Genomic DNA, 20233 nt, shown 5'->3' on the forward strand with positions numbered 1-20233 from the left:
GTTGGAAGAACATCCCATTCGTTAAGTACAGACTATATAACTGGGTGCGTTTCTACAAAAAAGTAGAGGCGCATTTTTTGTAACTGGCAATTTAGATGGGAATAAGTGAAAAATTACACTTTTGACTGTTTCCCTTCTGTGTAAGAAGAATACAGAAATGAGCATGAAGACTGTATTATGGAAATCATATTCAAGAAAAATAGGCAGTCTATTCTCTATTAGATTGTAGAGAATAGACTGCCTATTTGGGGGTTTATATGGGTCTTATATCGCTTGGGAAATTCATTTAGGGTGGGGTTTTAGATATTCCAGTCACTTCTTTTTCCGAAATTCTTTCAACCTATCATAAATTGCAGCCATCTTTTTTTCTTCTCCTGCTATAACCGGCTTGTAAAACTCCGTGTTTTTTAATTTATCGGGTAAATACTGCTGGTTAGTCCAGCCTCCGAAGGAACCGAGTGGTGTGTCATGCGGGTATTTGTAGCCGACGTGACCGAGCTTCGCCGCACCGGCATAATGTGCGTCCCGTAAATGCAATGGAATATCTCCGGTTTTGCCCTCGTTAATCGCTTTTACAGCCGCATCGAATGCTTTATAAGCTGAATTCGACTTAGAGGCCAGGCACATTTCGATAACAGCGTTTGCGAGTGGGATACGCGCTTCCGGCATGCCGAGCTTCACCGCTGCGTCTGTCGCCGCTAATACGTGTGGTCCAACCTCTGGTGAAGCTAATCCGACATCTTCGTAGGCCATCACAAGCAAGCGTCTATTGACGGCTACTAAATCGCCAGTCTCGAGAAGATTTGCAAGATAATAAATAGCGGCATTAACGTCACTACCACGGACTGATTTTTGAAGTGCTGACAATAAATTATAAAAGTGTGAACCTTTTTTATCCCCAAATAACCCGATACGTCCAAGCAGATTTTCAAGTAGCCAGTCTTCGATGATTATTTTTTCATCGACTTCATCGCTTGCGGAAACGGCAGATTCAAGAACAGTTAACGCTTTTCGTGCATCACCGTTAACACCTTCCGCAATCAATGTAAGCTGCTCATCAGTTATGGTAATCGGCATTTTTCCAAGCCCGCGTTCTTCATCTGCCATCGCCTTTTGAAGCACTTCCATTAGGTCTATTGGCTCTAATCTGGATAATTGTCGGATTTCACCACATCTGGAACGTATGGCGGGATTGACGTCGTGGTATGGATTTTCAGTTGTTGCTCCTATTAAGACGATTGCTCCACTTTCGACGTGTGGGAGTAATGTATCTTGCTGTAATTTATTGAAACGATGAATTTCATCTAAGAATAGTAGAACTTTCCCTGTAATGCGTGATTCTGCTACAACGTCTTCGACATCTTTCTTCCCTGAAACTGTTGCATTCATGGCGATGAAAGGCAGATTGCTAGTACCTGCAATTGCATGGGCGAGTGACGTTTTACCGATTCCGGGTTCCCCGTACAACAACATAGATGGAACATGACCGTTTTTTATCATCCGGTAAAGTGCCGTCTTTTCACCAATAATATCCTTTTGTCCAGCAATTTCATCTATAGTTCTTGGGCGCATGCGAAACGCCAATGGCTCATTTTGCAACTTATTCACTCCTTACCTAGTACATCCGTTCCTCTATTATACACGTTAGACAACCGTAAATCATTTTAAGGAAGCTTGAGGGTCATTTATGCTATAATATTTTGAAGCAATCGTAAAAGGACGGGATAGATATGAAGATTTCTACAAAAGGTAGATATGGATTAACAATAGTTGTTGAACTTGGCTCTAAATTCGGGGAAGGTCCAGTACCGCTACGGAAAATTGCGGAAGAACAGAAGTTGTCTGAAGCATATCTGGAGCAACTTATTCCCCCACTTCGTAACAGTGGAATTGTGAAAAGTGTTCGCGGCGCTTATGGCGGATATATGCTGGCTAAGCCGCCGACGGAAATTACTGCGGGAGATGTTATCCGAATTCTTGAAGGACCCATCCAAGTTGTAGAGGGACTAGAGGGATCTGATATTCCGCAACAAGAACTTTGGAAACGGATTGGCGAGGCGGTACGCAGTGTCCTCGATACAACAACGATTGAAGACTTGATGAAGTCGGGTGAAAAAGATGAGCGCGATAGTTATATGTTTTACATTTAAAGGAGTCTTATTATGACTAAAATTTATCTTGACCATGCGGCGACGACACCGGTTCATCCGGCAGTAAGCGCTACTTATATAGAAACACTTGAATCTGTTTTCGGTAACCCTTCCAGTATCCATAGTTTTGGAAGAGAAGCACGAAAATGGCTAGATGACGCACGGAAAACGCTAGCACAGTCAATCCACGCAGAACCGTCGGAAATCATTTTCACTTCGGGCGGTACGGAAGCGGACAACACCGCGGTTTTTGGGACTGTTATGGCGATGAAGGTCAAGGGGAACCATATTATCACGACGAATATTGAGCATCACGCTGTATTAAATCCATGTAAACAACTAGAACTGCTAGGTTTCGAAGTAACTTACTTAGAAGTCGATGACAATGGACAAATAACTGTGGAACAAGTGCAAAAAGCACTGACAGACAAAACGGTTCTTATCTCGATTATGTATGGCAATAATGAAGTGGGTACCATTCAGCCGATTCGTGAAATTGGGGCATTGCTGAAGGAACACCAAGCCGTTTTCCATACGGATGCTGTTCAAGCTTATGGAATCGTTCCACTTCATGTGGATGAACTCGGCGTTGATTTGTTATCAGTTTCAGCTCATAAATTGAACGGTCCAAAAGGAATCGGTTTCCTTTATCAGCGTAAAGGACTTGATACAATACCAGTTCTTTTCGGGGGGGAACAGGAACGCAAACGACGCGCAGGAACCGAAAATATTCCAGCGATTGTTGCTTTTTCTGAAGCAGTATTAATTGCACAACAGGCGATGGAACAAAATACTGTGAATTATTCTAACTACGCAACCATTATGACTGACGTATTTAACCAACAAGATGTCACTTACGAAATGAATGTAAAAAGTGCGGAAAAACTGCCGCATATAATGAATGTCAGCTTCCCTGGGACAGATATTGAATCACTCCTAGTGAATCTCGATATGGCGGGTATTGCCGTGTCTAGCGGATCTGCATGCACTGCGGGTTCACTTGATCCGTCGCATGTCTTGACTGCTATGTTTGGTAAAGGGTCTTCCAAATTACGAAATTCGGTCCGATTTAGTTTTGGTCTCGGTCTTACTGAGGAAACGATTAAGGAAGCAGCGCAACTAACGGCTGAAATCGTCAAACGGTCTGTGAAATGAAAATATAAAGGATGAAAAATAGAATGAAAACAACTAAATCACCAGCAGAAACACGCGTTGTTGTCGGTATGTCGGGCGGCGTAGATTCGTCTGTTGCAGCACTATTGCTGAAAGAGCAAGGCTATGAAGTTATCGGTATTTTCATGAAAAACTGGGACGACACAGACGAATTCGGTGTCTGTACTGCAACGGAAGACTATGAAGATGTTATCAGTGTTTGTAATGATATCGGAATACCCTATTACGCGGTCAATTTCGAAAAACAATATTGGGATAAAGTATTTACGTATTTCCTTGAAGAATATAAAGCGGGTCGTACACCGAACCCCGATGTCATGTGTAATAAAGAAATCAAGTTCAAAGCGTTTCTTGAGCATGCAATGAGTCTAGGTGCAGACTATTTAGCAACGGGTCATTATGCACAAGTCGTAGAAGTAGAAGGCGGCGTATCAATGTTGCGCGGGAAAGATGCAAATAAAGATCAAACGTATTTCTTGAATCAATTGACACAAGATCAACTACAAAAAGTGATGTTCCCAATTGGCAATATGGAAAAAAGCGCTGTGCGCGAAAAAGCGGTTGAAGCTGGGCTTTCGACAGCGGCGAAAAAGGATTCTACGGGCATTTGTTTCATTGGAGAGCGAAATTTCAAGGAATTCCTTGGTCAATATCTTCCTGCTCAACCAGGAGATATGACGACGATGGAAGGCGAAACTGTAGGCCGTCATGATGGGCTTATGTACTATACGATTGGTCAACGTCACGGTCTTGGTATTGGCGGAGCTGGAGAACCATGGTTCGTTATTGGCAAAGACTTGAAGAAAAATATCCTTCTCGTTGGTCAAAACTTTGATAACGATGCACTTTATTCCGATAGTTTGACAGCAATTGACGTCAGTTTTTCGACTGTACGTGAACTGCCGAAAACATTCAGTTGTACAGCGAAATTCCGCTACCGTCAACCGGATACAAACGTCACAGTTGAACTAACTGAAGACGGAAGTGCAATCGTCCACTTTGCACAACCAGTGCGTGCAATTACACCTGGACAGGCCGTCGTTTTCTATGATGGAGACGAATGTCTCGGCGGGGGAACAATCGATACAGTTATCAAAAATGGTAAACAACTTGATTATGTTGGATAAGGGGAAGTTAACTATGGAATACAATGAAATTGGAATCGCCGCACTACAAAATGGCGAATATGAAAAAGCAGTCGAATCATTTATGCAAGGGGTCGAAAAGGACCCCGAAAATGCAGTCGGTTATATCAATTTAGGGAATGTTTTCGCTTCACTTGGAGATGCTGAAAGAGCAGAACCATTTTTCCAAAAAGCGATTACACTTGATGCTGAAGCTGGCACAGCGTTTTATGGTCTTGCCAATCTTTATTACAATAAAGATCGTTTTGAAGAAGCAGCAAAATTATATGAAAAGGCGGTCCGCAAAGGTGTTGAAGAGGCGGACGCTTATTTCATGCTCGGGAAAAGTCTCGAACGTTCAAGTAATGAGAAATTAGCGTTGCCTTATTTACAGCGAGCGACAGAACTGGCGCCGGAGGATCTTGAAATTCGGTTATCTTATGGGATTGTTCTTGCCAATTTGGAGCTATTTAAAGAAGCCGGAAATGAATTCCGTTTTATCATCGAACAGGACGAAGCAAGTGCCGATGCTCATTATAACCTCGGTTTCTTATATGCAGTGTCAACAGAAGAGAAACAAGATGCGCTTAATCATCTTGAAAAAGCATTCACAATCGATCCAGAACACGTTCAAGCACGCTATATATATGACATGATCAAGCTGGGCGAAGAAGGTAAATAAGAAGGGGTGGCGGTGATGGAAGGGAACAACATGGCGGGAAATACGGATGAAGTTTTTTTGATTGGACGACCAGTCGTGACAATCTTCCATAACCCCGACAGCCTTTTTACGATCGCGAAATTAAAAGTTCGTGAAACGAATAGTGGGAATGAAGATAAAGAAATCATCGTTAAAGGCAGTTTTCCACAACTGAATCCAGAAGATGACTATAAATTTACAGGTAAACTAGTTAATCATCCGACATACGGTGCGCAGTTTGATGTGCATACCTTTGCGAAAGAGATGCCGGCAACAGAAACGGGACTGGTCCATTATCTGTCAGGTGATTTGTTTCCGGGCATCGGGATGAAGACAGCTCAAACAATTGTTAAAAAGCTAGGCAAGGATGCTATTAAAAAGATACTTGACGATCCGTCTGTTCTTGGTACTATTCCGAAACTAGCGGATGATAAAAAAGAGACATTGATTTCCGTTTTGGAGCAGAATATGGGGCTTGAGCGGACAATTATCCAATTGAATGAATGGGGATTCGGACCGCAAATCGCTATGCGCATTTATCAGAAGTATCGTGAAGAATCGGTTTCATTGCTGTCTGAAAATCCATATCGACTTATTGAAGAAATTGAAGGGGTAGGTTTTCAGCGTGCGGACGAACTCGGCAAAAACCTAGGCATTACAGGAAACCACCCATCAAGAATCAAGGCAGCCATTCTTCATTCAATGAACCAGGCGGTGCAATCAGCGGGGCATGTATACGTTGAAGCGGAAGCCATTTTGCCAGATGTCAAACGCCTGCTCGAAATGAGTCAGCGCATTGATATTCCATTTGCAGATATTTCCCAGGCAATTATTGTGCTTGTCGAGGAAGGCAAGCTATCTGCTGAAGAACGTAGATTATACATACCGTCCCTCTACTTTTCAGAAATCGGAATCGCTGCGAAGCTTGAGCGCATTATGGAAAATGACACAGCGGATCAATTTCCTGTGTCTGAAATAAGAAAAGCGGTCGGGGAAGTTGAAGAGCGGCTAGGTGTTAATTATGCAGAAACACAAGTGGCAGCGATTGAAACAGCCCTTCATTCGCCATTAATGATATTAACTGGCGGTCCTGGAACCGGGAAAACGACTGTTATTCGTGGTTTTGTCGAAGTGTATGCAGAACTTCACGGATTGTCGCTCGACCCGAAAGAGTATGCCAAAAAGAAAGAACCATTTCCGATTGTATTAGCGGCGCCAACTGGGCGTGCAGCTAAGCGTATGTCGGAATCGACTGGATTACCTGCGATGACAATTCACCGTTTGCTTGGATTCAACGGGCAGGAAAAGGATGAAGAGACTGAGCGGGAAGTTGAAGGGCGTCTCATTATCATTGATGAAATGTCGATGGTCGATACATGGCTTGCCCATCAGTTATTAAAGGCACTTGCCAATGATGTGCAACTGTTATTCGTTGGTGACCAAGACCAGCTGCCGCCTGTAGGACCCGGTCAAGTACTTCGGGATATGTTAGATTCTGGTAAAGTCCCTATCATTGAGCTGACTGAAGTATTTCGGCAAAGTGAAGGTTCGTCGATTATCGAAATGGCTCATATGATTAAACGGTCAGAATGGACAGATGACATAACGAAGAAAACATCAGATCGTTCATTTATCAAAGCGGGTAGCGATCGAATTCTCGAAGTCGTCGAACAAGTCGTGAAAAATGCCATTACCAAAGGTCACCGCATTAAAGACATCCAAGTTCTTGCGCCGATGTATAGAGGACCGGCGGGTATTGATGGTTTAAACAAAATGATTCAGGAAATGGTCAATCCACCAGGACCAAAACGCAAAGAAGTGGTTTTTGGCGAAGCGATTTACCGAATTGGTGATAAAGTGCTTCAGCTTGTCAACCAACCCGAGAGTAATGTTTTTAACGGAGATATGGGTGAAGTCATTGCGATTATCAAAGCCAAAGAAACAATTGATAAAAAAGAACTACTAGTTGTTTCGTACGATGGAATTGAAGTTACCTACGAACGCAATGATCTTAACCAGCTGACACTTGCTTATTGCTGTTCAATTCATAAATCCCAGGGCAGCGAATTCCCAATCGTCATTATGCCAATCGTCCGCGGTCATCGTAAAATGTTGCGTCGTAATTTACTGTATACCGGCATCACTCGTGCAAAAAACTTCCTTATCCTCTGTGGCGAGCCTGAAGAGTTCAGGGCAGGTATAGCACGAACTGACGAATTGGAGAGACAGACGACTTTAAAAGAACGGTTAAACGGCGATGTCGTTGAACTGGTAGCTATGGAGTCTCCTGATCCTGAGCGTGCAAAGGTTTCTAATGAGGCGCATGTGAGTTCAGAGGATGCCCAACCTGTCATTTTCTCACTTACGATGGAAACTTTCCTATCAATCGATCCGCTGATTGGCATGAAAGGGGTAACGCCTTATGAATTTCTTGAAGTTTCAGATTGACAACAAGGCGGAACTTTTCTATAATCCAATTACAAATGTTATTCATATGTAATACGTTGACGGAGAAAGTAGACAAGTTTACTCGTCCAGAAAGGAGCCCCTTGGCTGAAAGGGTTCTCGAGCGAAAATGTTGAAAAGCTACTCCCGAGTGCAGCTCATCCCTGCCGTCCGCCGCGTTAAGGCAACCAGAGATGCCGGATTTAATTCTTCCGGTAATTAGGGTGGTACCGCGAGACTAACATCTTCGTCCCTTGCATTAGGGGCGGGGATTTTTTTGTGCCCGCAGGACGCGGGAATGCAGCCTTTGCGACAGGACGTCGCGCACTTAGGCTGCATTCCTTCAGCGGTTTGCAATTATATCCCGACGTCGCGCTTGGAAATCAGGAGTTGTCGTTACGATTCGAAAGTTGCCATTAGAAATCAAAAGTTGTGATTAGAATTTCGGAGTTGCCATTAGAGCCTCCAAGTTGACATTACGATTCGAAAGTTGCAATAAGAGGCACACACCCGATATCCACATGTTTTCAATTTAAAAGGAGGATTCATTCATGAAAAAACTAACAACGTCACAAATACGTAACATGTTTTTGGACTACTTCAAGGAACAGGGGCACAGTGTTGAACCATCTGCACCGCTTGTACCAATCGATGATGCATCACTTCTTTGGATTAACAGCGGCGTTGCAACAATGAAAAAGTATTTCGATGGTCGTGTTGTTCCAACTAATCCGCGTATCGTCAATGCACAAAAGTCAATCCGTACAAACGATATTGAAAATGTTGGGAAAACAGCTCGCCATCATACATTTTTTGAAATGCTTGGGAACTTCTCAATAGGTGATTATTTCAAGGAAGGAGCAATTGTTCAGGCATGGGAATTTTTAACGGATGAAAAATGGATCGGTTTTGACCCTGAGCTGCTATCCATCACAATCCATCCTGAAGACGAAGAGGCATATGGAATCTGGCGTGACAAAGTAGGGATTGCAGAAGATCGTATCATCCGTCTTGAAGGAAACTTCTGGGACATCGGGGAAGGCCCGAGTGGTCCGAACTCAGAAATCTTCTACGATCGCGGACCGGCATACGGCGACGATTTCTCTGATCCTGAATTATATCCAGGCGGAGAAAATGAACGTTATCTAGAAATTTGGAACCTTGTATTCTCGGAATTTAACCATAATCCGGATAATACATACACCCCACTTCCGAAAAAGAACATTGATACAGGAATGGGACTCGAACGGATGGCATCAGTTATCCAAAACGTTCCGACAAACTTTGATACAGATCTATTCATGCCTATCATGAATGCTATTGAAAACTTTACCGAAGAGAGATACGGTACAGATGAACAAAAAGATACTGCATTTAAAGTGATTGCAGACCATATCCGTACAGTGGCTTTTGCAATCGGTGATGGAGCACTTCCGTCCAATGAAGGTCGCGGTTATGTGCTTAGAAGATTGCTACGCAGAGCTGTTCGTTTTGCGAAACAGCTGGGCATCAACAAGCCGTTTATGTTTGAACTTGTACCAGTTGTAGGAGAAATCATGCAAGACTTCTATCCTGAAGTGACTGACAAGAAAGAGTTCATCATGAAAGTTATTAAAAATGAAGAGGAACGCTTCCATGAAACATTAACGGATGGAATGACAATCCTTTCTGGCGTGATCGAAACTGCAAAATCATCGGGAACTTCTATCGTTCCAGGAGCTATCGCATTCCGTCTCTATGACACATATGGCTTCCCATTCGAGTTGACAGAAGAATTTGCTGAAGAAGCAGGGGTTACGGTTGACCGGGCTGGGTTCGATTCGGAAATGGACAGCCAACGTAAGCGTGCGCGTGCAGCTCGTCAAGACGTCGATTCAATGCATGTTCAGTCGGGTGTACTTGGTGAAATTCATGATTCAAGCGAATTCATTGGGTACAATCAACTGCAATGTGATGCAACAGTTGTCGCGCTCTTACTCGAAGGAACATTAGTTGACACTGCATCAGAAGGTGATGAAATTCAATTCATCTTGGATCGTACTCCGTTCTACGCGGAAAGTGGCGGACAAGTAGCGGACAAAGGAACAATTAGCAGCGCAACATTTGTTGCGGATATTAAAGATGTACAAAAAGCTCCAAACGGTCAAAACTTGCATACGGCAATCATTCGTTCGGGTGAAATGCATAAAGGTGCAGCCGTTCAAGCAGAAGTAAATCAAGCAGCTAGAAAACTAACGGTTCGAAATCACACGGCAACGCATCTTCTTCACAAAGCATTGAAAGAAGTACTTGGAGAACACGTTAACCAGGCAGGTTCCTACGTCGGTCCTGACCGTTTGCGTTTTGACTTCTCGCATTTTGGTCAAGTGACGAAAGAAGAACTTGAGAAAATTGAGCAGATTGTCAATCAAAAAATCTGGGAAGACATCGCTGTCGATATTGCAGAAAGACCGATTGACGAAGCCAAAAAACTTGGTGCAATGGCACTCTTCGGTGAAAAGTATGGCAAAGTGGTTCGCGTTGTTTCAGTTGGGAATTACTCATTGGAACTTTGCGGTGGATGTCACGTCGCTTCAACGTCTGTCATCGGTTTGTTCAAACTTGTATCTGAAAGTGGAATCGGCGCAGGCACACGACGCATTGAAGCACTTACGGGGCAGCAAGCCTACCGTTCATTCAAAGATGAAGAGGAAGTGCTCGTTAACGCTGCAAGCCTTTTAAAATCGAATCCAAAAGACGTTGTGACGAAGATCGCATCAGTGTTAGCTGAAATGAAAGAACTTCAACGTGAAAATGAATCACTATCTGCTAAACTCGGAAACAGTCAATTGGCGGACATTATGGCATCTTCTCAGCAAATCAATGACGTGACAGTGATCTCTGCACGTGTTGATGTGAAAGATAATAATGGACTTCGTCAGATGATGGACGAAATGAAACAGAAGTTATCAAAAGGAGTCATTGTCCTAGGTGCAGCGGCAGACGGTAAAGTGATGCTGGTTTCAGGCGTGACAGAAGATTTGAAATCAGGGAACTATCATGCTGGGAAAATCGTCAATCATGTAGCTACACAGTGCGATGGAAAAGGCGGCGGTCGCCCGGATATGGCAATGGCAGGTGCGAAAGATGTGTCTAAACTTGATGATGCCCTTCAATCCGTGTATGATTATGTCAAATCTGTTTAACTGGTGAATCAAATCGGGTATAATTAGAAATGTAATTATATCCGATTCATAAAACGGATGATCTGAAAGCGGGGTGTCGATTATGGAGTCATACGATAAGACGATGAAATTTAACTTTCCTGAAGAGTCAATGGAGCAAGAAGTGAAGCAGGTTATGCTTCATGTGCACAAGGCACTTGACGAAAAGGGCTACAGTCCAATTAATCAGATTGTAGGTTATCTTCTTTCGGGCGATCCAGCTTATATACCACGTCATGACGATGCACGTAACTTAATCCGAAAGTTGGAACGGGATGAGATCCTAGAAGAACTTGTGAAGTTTTACGTTCGTGAAAACGGAGGGAAAACAGAGTGAGGACAATGGGGTTGGATGTTGGATCCAAAACGGTTGGCATCGCGATCAGTGATGCGCTTGGGTGGACTGCCCAAGGCATTGAAACAGTAAAGGTCGATGAAGGTGCTGGCCAGTTTGGCATGGAAAGAATCCAGGAACTCGTGAAAGAATACGAAGTGAGCGGATTTGTGGTAGGATTCCCTAAGAACATGAATAATACAGTCGGACCAAGAGCAGTAGCATCTCAAGATTATGCTGAGCTTTTGAAACAAACATTCGGCTTTCCTGTTGCATTATGGGACGAGCGATTGACGACGATGGCAGCGGAACGCGTGCTAATCGATGCAGATGTTAGTCGTAAGAAAAGAAAGACTGTTATCGATAAGATGGCAGCAATCATGATACTCCAAGGGTATCTTGATTCAAAAAATAGATGAGGTGATCGTAATGGAACACGGACAAGAAACAATGACGATTGTAGATGAAAACGGCGAGGAACACGTATGTGAAGTAATCTTTACATTTGATTCAGAGGAATTCGGTAAATCATACGTTCTTTATCATGTACTTGGTGAAGAAGATACGGATGACGACGAAGAAGTCGAAATCCATGCATCTGCATTTGTACCTTCTGAAGACAATGAAGATGGCGAATTGATGCCTATCGAAGACGACGCAGAGTGGGAAATGATTGAAGAAATGTTGAACACGTTCCTTGCAGAAGAGGACGAAGAAGACGAAGAGTAAACTATATGTGCACGGACGGGACGGTGCGGTACAGGCCGTTCCGTTTTTTCATTGAGAGATGAGAAAGAGTAGGTCAGAACCTTGAGAAATGTCTTGACTCGAGCGCCTAGCCCCTCGAGTCGCTTCAGTCCTTAAGGCCCTCCGACATACAGGACGTACTAGTGTCGACGTTGCCACAGAACATCGCGAATTTAGTCGGTCTGCGCTTTTTCTTAGTGTCTAGGCTAGGCGCCAGCCGCTCGGGTCATAAGCAATCCAGCTATGTGGCAAAGAGCGCCACGTCGTGCCTGCAGGAAGCAGGTATGCAGTCGTTGCGACAGGACGTCGCGATCTTAGACTGCCTTCCCTGGATCGACTTATGCCCGTCGCGGGCCAACAGGATGTAGGTCATGCAGCTGTTGCCATAGGAAGTGGCGCATTTAAGCTGCATTCCCTATAGGTAGGCGCCTTGCGCTTTTCTTATTATGCTTCGAACGAAAGAGGTGGATTACGCATGGATGATGGTTCGAAAAAAGATATCATGTTCGAGCGGATGCGTGAAAAGAAGAAAGAAGTGAAAATCGTTAGAAGGATTGTGCTAGTAATCGTACTTGTTCTAGTGCTTATTGGCTTAATTGGTGGCCGTTACGTCTATAAATACATAACAGGGGCCCTTCAACCCATGGACCCAGATTCCGAAAAAGTCATTGAAGTAGAAATTCCTATCGGGTCTGGTGTAGACACTATTGCAGCGAAACTTGAAGAAAATGGGATTGTTAAAGATGCTCGTCTGTTCAAATATTACGTGAAGTTCAATAACAATTCTCAGTTTCAAGCAGGGACGTATGGCTTAACGAAATCGATGACGCTTGACGAAATCATCGAAAGTTTAAAAACAGGAAAAGTTTATAGAGAACCAGTCTTTACAATGACTGTTCCAGAAGGACTGACATTGAAACAAATTGCTAAAATTGTCGAAAAAAGTACAGGGATTTCAGAGAAAGAATTCCTTGCTTATGTAAATGACGAAGCAACCGTCAATATGTTGATGGGGAAATATTCGAAAATCTTGACAGAAGATATTAAAGCAGAAAACGTTAAATATCCGTTGGAAGGTTATTTATTCCCAGCAACTTATCCGTTTTTTGAAGAAAAACCATCTCTTGAAACAATAGTCAATTCGATGATTCAGGGGACTGCGCTAAATGTAACGCCTTATCTCGATTATCTGCAAAGCAATGATAAATCAGTTCATTGGTTGTTGACATTCGCATCGCTGCTTGAAGAAGAGGCGACGGCGCAATCAGATAGAGAAACGATTGCCAGTGTATTTTACAATCGCTTGGAGATAGATATGCCGCTTCAAACGGATCCAACAGTCCTTTACGCACTAGGTGAGCACAAAGATAGAGTACTTTATTCAGATCTTGAAATAGAAGATCCCTATAATACGTATGTCGTCAAAGGATTGCCGCCTGGACCGATTGCGGGAGCAGGAAGGTCTTCAATCGAAGCAGTTATAGACCCTTCTAAAACGAACTATCTATTTTTCTTAGCCGATAAGAAAGGTGTCAATCATTTTACGGATTCTTATGATCAGCATTTGAAAAACCGGACACTTTATTTATCAGGGGATTGACGGTCTTGAACTGGAGATGAACGCAATGGATAACTATAAGACATATCTTGCAAGTTTTGTGAAAGAAAGAGATACACTCATTGTTGAGATAGAACAATATGCGAAAGAACATCATGTTCCAATCATGGATAATGAGGGCATCGACTTATTTATTAGCCTATTAAGAATTCAAAATCCGGAACGTATCCTTGAAATTGGTAGTGCAATCGGCTATTCGGCGATACGGATTGCTGGGGCACTACCTAAGGCTTCTATTGTGACTATTGAAAGAGATACTGATCGGTATTTGAAAGCGGTTGACTACATCACGCGGAGTGGTTTTGAACAAAGGATTGCTATTATTGAAGCGGACGCGCTGTTAACTGACAGTGCTGAGATTTTCGATAAGACTTACGATGCGCTTTTCATTGATGCTGCTAAAGGGCAATATAAACGATTCTTTGAAAAATATGCGTCTAGCCTCAAAGCCGGGGGCGTTATTTATTGCGATAATATGTTCATGCATGGTATAGTGCTGCTCGAAGATAAGGATATCCCGAGGCGAAATCGCACAATGATACGCAACTTGAAAGAGTTCACTGAATGGGTTATGAACAATCCTGAGTACGAAACGTCTTTGCTTCCGGTTGGAGACGGGCTTTTAATTGCGGTAAAAAAATAAAAAGACATTAATGTGGATATCCTAGAATAACGGGATATTCTGATGCGTAAAGGGAGTTTGAAATGAAATCTAGAAAACCTCTCGTCATCGGTATTGCAGGTGGCTCAGGATCGGGTAAAACAAGTGTTACCAATTCAATCTACGATGTGTTTAAAGAGCATTCTGTGGTTGTTATCGAACAGGATTATTATTATAAAGACCAGTCTCACTTGGAATTTGAGGAACGGTTGAAAACGAATTATGACCATCCGCTGGCGTTCGATACAGATCTACTAATTCATCATGTTGAAACCCTTATTGACCGAAAGCTCGTAGAAAAACCTGTGTATAATTATACATTACACACGCGGTCTGAAGAGACGATTATTATCGAACCGAAAGATGTCATTATCTTGGAAGGGATTTTGGTTCTTGAGGACGCGAGGTTACGTGATCTAATGGATATCAAATTATTTGTCGATACAGACGGGGATTTGCGTATCATTCGTCGTATTATGCGTGACATTAATGAGCGGGGTAGAACAATTGATTCGGTCATCGAGCAATATTTGTCTGTTGTACGCCCAATGCACAATCAATTCATCGAACCAACGAAAAGGTATGCCGATATTATTATTCCAGAAGGCGGTCATAATGAAGTCGCAATCGACCTAATGGTTACGAAAATAAAAACAATTCTTGAATCTGGAACAGAATTGTAATATGATAATGACAGAATTCTATACAGATTTAGCACTATGTCGCATACCTGTCGTAGGAGCGGCATAGTATTTTTATGAACAGGAATATTAGGGAGTGGTGTGTGTAATGATTACAGAAAAGAAATTTCCAATGACTGCATCAGGTAAACAAAAGCTTGAAGAAGAGCTAGACTTTCTAAAATCAGTTAAACGAAAAGAAGTTGTCGAGCGCATAAAAATCGCGCGTAGTCACGGGGATCTTTCGGAAAACTCGGAATACGATTCCGCGAAAGAAGATCAAGGTTTCCTTGAAGGTAAAATTGCTTCTATTGAGTCGATGATCCGCAATGCGGTAATCATCACAGCAGACGAACTAAATACTGACGAAGTACGCCTTGGGAAAACCGTCACATTTAAAGAACTGCCAGACGGAGATGAAGAGACGTATACGATTGTTGGTTCTGCAGAGGCGAATCCAATCGAAGGTCTTATTTCAAATGATTCACCGATTGCAAAAGGACTTATCGGTCGTTCTAAAGGTGATCAAGTGAAAATTATTACACCGGGTGGAGAAATGTCAGTTACAATTCTTGATATAAAATGATTTACTGATAGCCGCCCTCTATTGTGAGGGCGGTTTTCGTACTTTATGATTTACGATAAAAGTTGAATAAATGAATGCCTATAAATAAACTGAGAGAATGCACCTTAACAGGAGTAACCGAGGCCCTTAGGCTGATGCCATCCCCGAGCAGTGCAGCGAATTCAATGAAATACCTTTTTAGAACTTTATGAAACAAATTACGTTGCTACTCGTCTATTACATACTGGCAATCGTCAAAATCTTAACAGGAGTTGATATGTGAATGACAGAACGAGAACCTGATCTTTCGAGAGTTGAACGAAAAAAAGGTCGTAACCGAAATAAAATTTTGAACAGTATGATTGCAGTTGTTGTAGTTCTTATTGTTATCGCTACAGTGGCCATTTTCTCTGGCAACAAGAGTGATAATGAACCGAACGATATTGAAGAAACTGCAAATGATACCACTGTCAATGATGATAAGGCAGAAGACGTTGAAGATGACGATAAGGATAATGCGACAGAAGATAGTAATCCAACAAAGGACGAAGAGAGATCTGCACCAGAAAACACTACAGAAACCGAACAAGTCGAAGAAACAACTAATGAAGACGGTAGTGAGGAATCTGGCTCGGTTACATCCGTTCCTTCAGACGACGCAATCATTGCCGAGACGATTGTCAATAATGCATGGAAGCCTGTAGGTACGACACAAACAGGCGAGCACGTATCCCAGTATGATGGCACTTCAGTGGATTGGAATGAGAAAAAGCAAGCACTTGCCTATGCAACTGGTCTACCACAAGATTCAATGATCTTTTTGAAGATTAAAAACGGCGGTGGACCACAGAAGTCTATTGGAATCGTTTCGTCAAGAGATAGTACACAGAAATACCGTGTCTATCTCGAATGGGTGGATGGCGAAGGCTGGAAACCTGTAAAAATGGATAAATTAACAACATTGGACTTTGATTATTAAATGCAGTTTAGTGGAGGGAATACTATGAAGATAGCAGTAATTGGCGCAATGGAAGAAGAAGTAATACTCTTACGTGAACAAATAGATTCAGGTCTTGCGACAACAATTGCAGGGTGTGAATTCATCGAAGGGAAAATCGGTGAGCATGATGTTGTACTTGTAAAAAGTGGGATTGGTAAAGTAAACGCCGCGATTGCAACGACGTTATTACTAAGCAATTATAAGCCGGATGTTGTTCTTAATACAGGTTCAGCAGGGGGATTCCATGATTCACTTGAAGTCGGCACGGTCGTTATTTCCAATGAAGTGCGTCATCATGATGTCGATGTAACTGCTTTTGGCTACGAGCATGGTCAAGTTCCAGGACAACCAGCAGCGTATCCAGCAGATTTAGGGCTTGTGGATGCAGCTCGTGCTGCTGTCGATGAAGTAGGAGCACATGCACATGCTACAGGACTTATCGCTTCGGGTGACACGTTTATGAGCAATACTGAACATGTTAAAAAAGTGAAAGAGACATTCCCTCTGATGATCGCTGCGGATATGGAAGCATCGGCCGTCGCTCAAGTATGCCATCAGTTTGGTACGCCGTTTGTTGTCATTCGGGCATTATCAGATATTGCAGGAAAAGAGTCACCAATTAGTTTTGATGAGTTCCTTCCGGTTGCGGCACGTCATTCCACAGATATTGTTTTAAAAGTCATCTCGAAACTTTAAGCATTTCATGGTAAGATAGGTATATGAATAGATCTTGCAGATATTCTTTTTCGAGGAGGGATTTAACTATGTTATTTTTAATGGCAGGCGTGTTTATCGCAACAACAATTATTGCAGTTGTCATCTCCCGTGAGGTTAGCGCGGACTGAGCTGTAAAAGAAGAGGCGTTTCCTATGCTGGGATCACTCCCGCGTGGAAACGCCTTTTCTTTATTACTTATGGAATTATAAAATCTTGCACTGTGGATAACCTACAAATGAAGGTAATTCACGTCAAGAATCTAGTGCCACTGAACAGGTGCTTGCGCTTTTGGTCCTTAATTTGAATCATTGTATTCATGTTTGAATAGCTGGTACAGTTTAACGATTGCGCGTTTTTCGATACGAGAGACATAGCTTCTCGAAATGTCGAGCTGCTCGGCAATTTCTTTTTGCGTCATAGGCAGGTCATCTAACAGACCATATCGTCTTTGAATGATTTCAAGTTCCCGGCCGTCAAGTTTTCCAAGATGTCTGTACAGCCTTTCTTTTCTTTCTTTTTGTTCGACTGCATCGACCGGCGATTCATCATCTGTTTGAAGCAAATCAGCAATTTGCAAGGATTGGCCATCTTTATCCATACCGATCGGATCAAAGAGGGAGACGTCTTTTTGTACTTTTTTCTGTGTTCGTAAATACATGAGTATTTCATTTTCAATACAGCGGGCGGCGTATGTGGCCAGTTTCGTTTTGCGATCCGGAGTGAAACTGTTTACCGCCTTCATGAGTCCAATTGTTCCAATTGAGATATAATCATCAAGTAGTTCGTGTTTTGGGTGGAATTTTTTTACGATGTGGGCGACGAGCCGCATATTACGTTCAATCAATTCATCTCGAGCATCTTCGTCGCCTTCTGCAAGACGTTGCAGGCAAGCTGCTTCTTCCTCTTTGGATAGAGGGCGCTGGAAAGCCTGCCCTCTAATATAGCCAATCACTGCAGGAATTTCGAGCCATAGCTGGACAATCGCCATGACAAACCCGCTCATCGGGCCACCTCCTGTGTCGTTGTATGACAGCATATGCGGTCGGCTCTTGCCGTATCACCGTTTTTTTAGTCGGACAGGCGATAAAGGATGTCCTAATTTAAGCCAGCTTGATGTGAGATGAACGTAACTTGCGTTTCTCTAATCGAGTCGGCGCCTTGCGCTTTTCTTAGTGTCTAGACTCCGGGCGCCAGCCCCTCGAGTCGCTTCGGTCTTGCCGAAAAGGCAAAGAGCGCCTTTATCGTCAAGACTTCCAGCGCTTTTCGGGGCTAAACGGCGCCTTGCGCTTTTCTTAGTGTCTAGACTCCGGGCGCCAGCCCCTCGAGTCGCTTCGGTCTTGCCGAAAAGGCAAAGAGCGCCTTTATCGTCAAGCTTTTCAGCGCTTTTCGGGGCTAAACGGCGCCTTGCGCTTTTCTTATCAATGCGTGTAAGTTGCATTGTTATGTTATAATCGTTTCAGATTAAGTACTATATCGGAGTGGATATCGTGTATAAGTATTTTTTACCAGATGAGTATGTAAAAGACATTTTTCATATTCAACCTGAATTATTAAAAGATAAAGGAATCAAAGGGGTAATCACGGACCTGGACAATACGCTTGTCGCGTGGGACAGGCCGGATGCAACACCAGAAATCATCGAATGGATAACATCAATGCAAGATGCGGGCATACAGGTTACCATTGTTTCAAATAACAATGAAATGCGTGTTAAAGCCTTTTGCGAACCTCTTGGCATTCCATTCATAAATGATGCACGTAAGCCAATGCGGAAATCATTCCAAAAGGCACTCATTTCTATGAACGTCAAAAAAGAGGAAGTCGTCGTCATCGGTGACCAGTTGCTAACCGATATACTCGGCGGTAACAGAAAAGGGCTACATACGATACTCGTAGTGCCTGTCGCGACGTCAGACGCCGCTATTACGAAGTTCAACAGGAAGATTGAAAGAAGGATCATGGCGGGATTGAAACGCCGTGGCTTGATTAAGTGGGAGGAATAAGCTTGGAAGAAATTAAATGTATCGGTTGTGGAATAACAATCCAGACTGAAGACCCGAAATTGGAAGGCTATACGCCACCAGCTTCTTTAGAAAAAGAAGACGTTATTTGCAAGCGTTGTTTCCGACTGCGCAATTATAATGAATTACAACCCGTATCATTATCGGGCGATGATTTCCTCGCTATTTTAAATGGTATTGGTCAAAAAGACGGTTTGGTCGTTAAAATCGTCGATATTTTCGACTTCAATGGTAGCTGGATAAACGGTCTGCACCGCTTTGTTGGCAATAAAGATATTTTATTAATCGGTAATAAGGCAGATATTTTACCGAAATCAATTAACCCGAACCGTCTTATCAACTGGATGAAAGCTGAAGCGGCTAAACTTGGCTTAAAACCTGTTGATGTTTTACTTGTTTCTGCTCATAAAGGCAAAGGAATGGAAGAAGCACTCACAGCGATTGATAAACATCGCCGTGGGAAAGACGTCTATGTAGTCGGCTGCACGAACGTCGGGAAATCAACGTTCATCAATCGCATCATTAAAGGGGCGACTGGTATTGGAGAAGTAATTACGACTTCTCATTTCCCAGGAACAACTTTAGATCTTGTTGAAATTCCATTTGAAGATGGCAAAGCAATTTATGATACACCTGGTATTATTAATCATCATCAGATTGCACATCATTTGGATGCAAATGATTTGAAGGCAATCACACCTAAAAAAGAATTGAAACCGTCAGTATTCCAGCTGAACGCTGAACAGACACTATATATCGCTGGTCTTGCACGTTTTGACTTTATTTCTGGTGACCGTTCGTCGTTTACAATTCATGTTTCGAATGAATTATCAATTCACCGGACAAAGCTTTCCAATGCGGATCATTTGTACAAAGAACACCTTGGTGGGATGCTAGCGCCGCCGTCTGGTGAATCACTTGAAACGTTACCACCATTTGTCCGTCATGAATTTTCGATTAAAAAAGCGAAAACAGACATTGTAATTTCAGGGCTAGGTTGGATCACGATTCAGCATCCTAATGTAGTAGTCGCAATTCATGCACCTCGTGGGGTAGACGTTGTACTACGTCCTTCATTAATCTAAGGAGGGACTC

19 protein-coding genes are annotated in these 20233 nt (G+C 42.9%); 17 read left to right on the forward strand and 2 right to left on the reverse strand.

Annotation, left to right across the window (positions count from 1 at the left end):
• Positions 1–312 precede the first annotated feature (312 nt).
• The gene (locus MKX62_RS16995; RefSeq protein ID WP_067208245.1) at positions 313–1599 is read right to left on the reverse strand and encodes a replication-associated recombination protein A; all 1287 of its coding nucleotides are present in this window, start codon (positions 1597–1599) and stop codon (positions 313–315) included.
• A gap of 131 nt (positions 1600–1730) precedes the next feature.
• Between MKX62_RS16995 and cymR the strand changes: the two genes are divergently transcribed.
• The 15 genes from cymR to mtnN all read left to right on the forward strand — a co-directional run bounded on the left by cymR (position 1731) and on the right by mtnN (position 17096).
• Positions 1731–2150, forward strand: coding sequence for a cysteine metabolism transcriptional regulator CymR (gene cymR, locus MKX62_RS17000; RefSeq protein WP_067208248.1), 420 nt, complete (start codon positions 1731–1733; stop codon positions 2148–2150).
• 12 nt (positions 2151–2162) lie between these two features.
• Complete coding sequence (locus MKX62_RS17005) at positions 2163–3305, forward strand: cysteine desulfurase family protein (protein ID WP_340741934.1); 1143 nt, start codon at positions 2163–2165, stop codon at positions 3303–3305.
• Between the two features lie 23 nt (positions 3306–3328).
• Positions 3329–4450 (forward strand): tRNA 2-thiouridine(34) synthase MnmA, encoded by a 1122-nt coding sequence (mnmA, locus tag MKX62_RS17010; RefSeq protein ID WP_338652729.1) that lies wholly within the window; start codon positions 3329–3331, stop codon positions 4448–4450.
• Positions 4451–4463: 13 nt separating this feature from the next.
• Positions 4464–5129 (forward strand): tetratricopeptide repeat protein, encoded by a 666-nt coding sequence (locus MKX62_RS17015; protein ID WP_067208256.1) that lies wholly within the window; start codon positions 4464–4466, stop codon positions 5127–5129.
• 15 nt (positions 5130–5144) lie between these two features.
• Positions 5145–7595, forward strand: coding sequence for an SF1B family DNA helicase RecD2 (gene recD2, locus MKX62_RS17020; protein WP_340741935.1), 2451 nt, complete (start codon positions 5145–5147; stop codon positions 7593–7595).
• A gap of 548 nt (positions 7596–8143) precedes the next feature.
• Entirely contained in the window at positions 8144–10777 is a 2634-nt protein-coding gene (gene alaS, locus MKX62_RS17025; RefSeq protein ID WP_340741936.1) for an alanine--tRNA ligase, read from the forward strand.
• Between the two features lie 82 nt (positions 10778–10859).
• Positions 10860–11132 carry an IreB family regulatory phosphoprotein gene (locus MKX62_RS17030; protein WP_067208264.1) on the forward strand — a complete coding sequence of 91 codons (273 nt, stop codon included), beginning with the start codon at positions 10860–10862 and terminating at the stop codon, positions 11130–11132.
• Positions 11129–11548, forward strand: a complete 420-nt coding sequence (ruvX, locus tag MKX62_RS17035) for a Holliday junction resolvase RuvX (protein ID WP_067208266.1) — start codon at positions 11129–11131, stop codon at positions 11546–11548. The genes MKX62_RS17030 and ruvX overlap by 4 nt, the downstream gene beginning before the upstream one ends.
• A gap of 10 nt (positions 11549–11558) precedes the next feature.
• Positions 11559–11858, forward strand: a complete 300-nt coding sequence (locus tag MKX62_RS17040; RefSeq protein ID WP_067208268.1) for a DUF1292 domain-containing protein — start codon at positions 11559–11561, stop codon at positions 11856–11858.
• 493 nt (positions 11859–12351) lie between these two features.
• A complete protein-coding gene (gene mltG / locus MKX62_RS17045; protein ID WP_340741937.1) occupies positions 12352–13476 on the forward strand; it encodes an endolytic transglycosylase MltG in 1125 nt (374 codons plus the stop codon).
• 25 nt (positions 13477–13501) lie between these two features.
• The gene (locus MKX62_RS17050; protein ID WP_082786540.1) at positions 13502–14137 is read left to right on the forward strand and encodes an O-methyltransferase; all 636 of its coding nucleotides are present in this window, start codon (positions 13502–13504) and stop codon (positions 14135–14137) included.
• Positions 14138–14199: 62 nt separating this feature from the next.
• On the forward strand, positions 14200–14838 hold the full coding sequence (udk, locus tag MKX62_RS17055; RefSeq protein ID WP_067208274.1) for a uridine kinase: 639 nt from the start codon (positions 14200–14202) through the stop codon (positions 14836–14838).
• 106 nt (positions 14839–14944) lie between these two features.
• Positions 14945–15421 carry a transcription elongation factor GreA gene (greA, locus tag MKX62_RS17060; RefSeq protein ID WP_067208276.1) on the forward strand — a complete coding sequence of 159 codons (477 nt, stop codon included), beginning with the start codon at positions 14945–14947 and terminating at the stop codon, positions 15419–15421.
• A gap of 262 nt (positions 15422–15683) precedes the next feature.
• Complete coding sequence (locus MKX62_RS17065; protein ID WP_187047489.1) at positions 15684–16379, forward strand: YrrS family protein; 696 nt, start codon at positions 15684–15686, stop codon at positions 16377–16379.
• Between the two features lie 24 nt (positions 16380–16403).
• A complete protein-coding gene (mtnN, locus tag MKX62_RS17070) occupies positions 16404–17096 on the forward strand; it encodes a 5'-methylthioadenosine/S-adenosylhomocysteine nucleosidase (protein ID WP_187047490.1) in 693 nt (230 codons plus the stop codon).
• A gap of 316 nt (positions 17097–17412) precedes the next feature.
• Here the strand turns inward: mtnN and sigK are convergent, their stop codons facing one another.
• Entirely contained in the window at positions 17413–18120 is a 708-nt protein-coding gene (sigK, locus tag MKX62_RS17075; RefSeq protein WP_067208284.1) for an RNA polymerase sporulation sigma factor SigK, read from the reverse strand.
• A 481-nt stretch (positions 18121–18601) separates the two neighbouring features.
• On the opposite strand from sigK, the gene MKX62_RS17080 reads away from it, so the two are divergent.
• Both MKX62_RS17080 and yqeH read left to right on the forward strand, forming a co-directional pair.
• On the forward strand, positions 18602–19120 hold the full coding sequence (locus MKX62_RS17080) for a YqeG family HAD IIIA-type phosphatase (RefSeq protein ID WP_067213911.1): 519 nt from the start codon (positions 18602–18604) through the stop codon (positions 19118–19120).
• 2 nt (positions 19121–19122) lie between these two features.
• On the forward strand, positions 19123–20223 hold the full coding sequence (gene yqeH, locus MKX62_RS17085; protein ID WP_187047491.1) for a ribosome biogenesis GTPase YqeH: 1101 nt from the start codon (positions 19123–19125) through the stop codon (positions 20221–20223).
• Positions 20224–20233: the final 10 nt, after the last annotated feature.

Origin of the sequence: Sporosarcina sp. FSL K6-5500 (genome assembly GCF_038005665.1) — a bacterium.
Taxonomy (GTDB): domain Bacteria; phylum Bacillota; class Bacilli; order Bacillales_A; family Planococcaceae; genus Sporosarcina; species Sporosarcina psychrophila.

Coding starts and splice junctions, on each gene's coding strand:
- MKX62_RS17005 (WP_340741934.1), top strand. CDS start 2,163: ATGACTAAAATTTATCTTGACCATGCGGCGACGACACCGGTTCATCCG.
- mtnN (WP_187047490.1), top strand. CDS start 16,404: ATGAAGATAGCAGTAATTGGCGCAATGGAAGAAGAAGTAATACTCTTA.
- mltG (WP_340741937.1), top strand. CDS start 12,352: ATGGATGATGGTTCGAAAAAAGATATCATGTTCGAGCGGATGCGTGAA.
- alaS (WP_340741936.1), top strand. CDS start 8,144: ATGAAAAAACTAACAACGTCACAAATACGTAACATGTTTTTGGACTAC.
- cymR (WP_067208248.1), top strand. CDS start 1,731: ATGAAGATTTCTACAAAAGGTAGATATGGATTAACAATAGTTGTTGAA.
- recD2 (WP_340741935.1), top strand. CDS start 5,145: ATGGAAGGGAACAACATGGCGGGAAATACGGATGAAGTTTTTTTGATT.
- MKX62_RS17040 (WP_067208268.1), top strand. CDS start 11,559: ATGGAACACGGACAAGAAACAATGACGATTGTAGATGAAAACGGCGAG.
- greA (WP_067208276.1), top strand. CDS start 14,945: ATGATTACAGAAAAGAAATTTCCAATGACTGCATCAGGTAAACAAAAG.
- sigK (WP_067208284.1), bottom strand. CDS start 18,120: ATGAGCGGGTTTGTCATGGCGATTGTCCAGCTATGGCTCGAAATTCCT.
- MKX62_RS17015 (WP_067208256.1), top strand. CDS start 4,464: ATGGAATACAATGAAATTGGAATCGCCGCACTACAAAATGGCGAATAT.
- MKX62_RS17065 (WP_187047489.1), top strand. CDS start 15,684: ATGACAGAACGAGAACCTGATCTTTCGAGAGTTGAACGAAAAAAAGGT.
- udk (WP_067208274.1), top strand. CDS start 14,200: ATGAAATCTAGAAAACCTCTCGTCATCGGTATTGCAGGTGGCTCAGGA.
- MKX62_RS17050 (WP_082786540.1), top strand. CDS start 13,502: ATGGATAACTATAAGACATATCTTGCAAGTTTTGTGAAAGAAAGAGAT.
- MKX62_RS17030 (WP_067208264.1), top strand. CDS start 10,860: ATGGAGTCATACGATAAGACGATGAAATTTAACTTTCCTGAAGAGTCA.
- mnmA (WP_338652729.1), top strand. CDS start 3,329: ATGAAAACAACTAAATCACCAGCAGAAACACGCGTTGTTGTCGGTATG.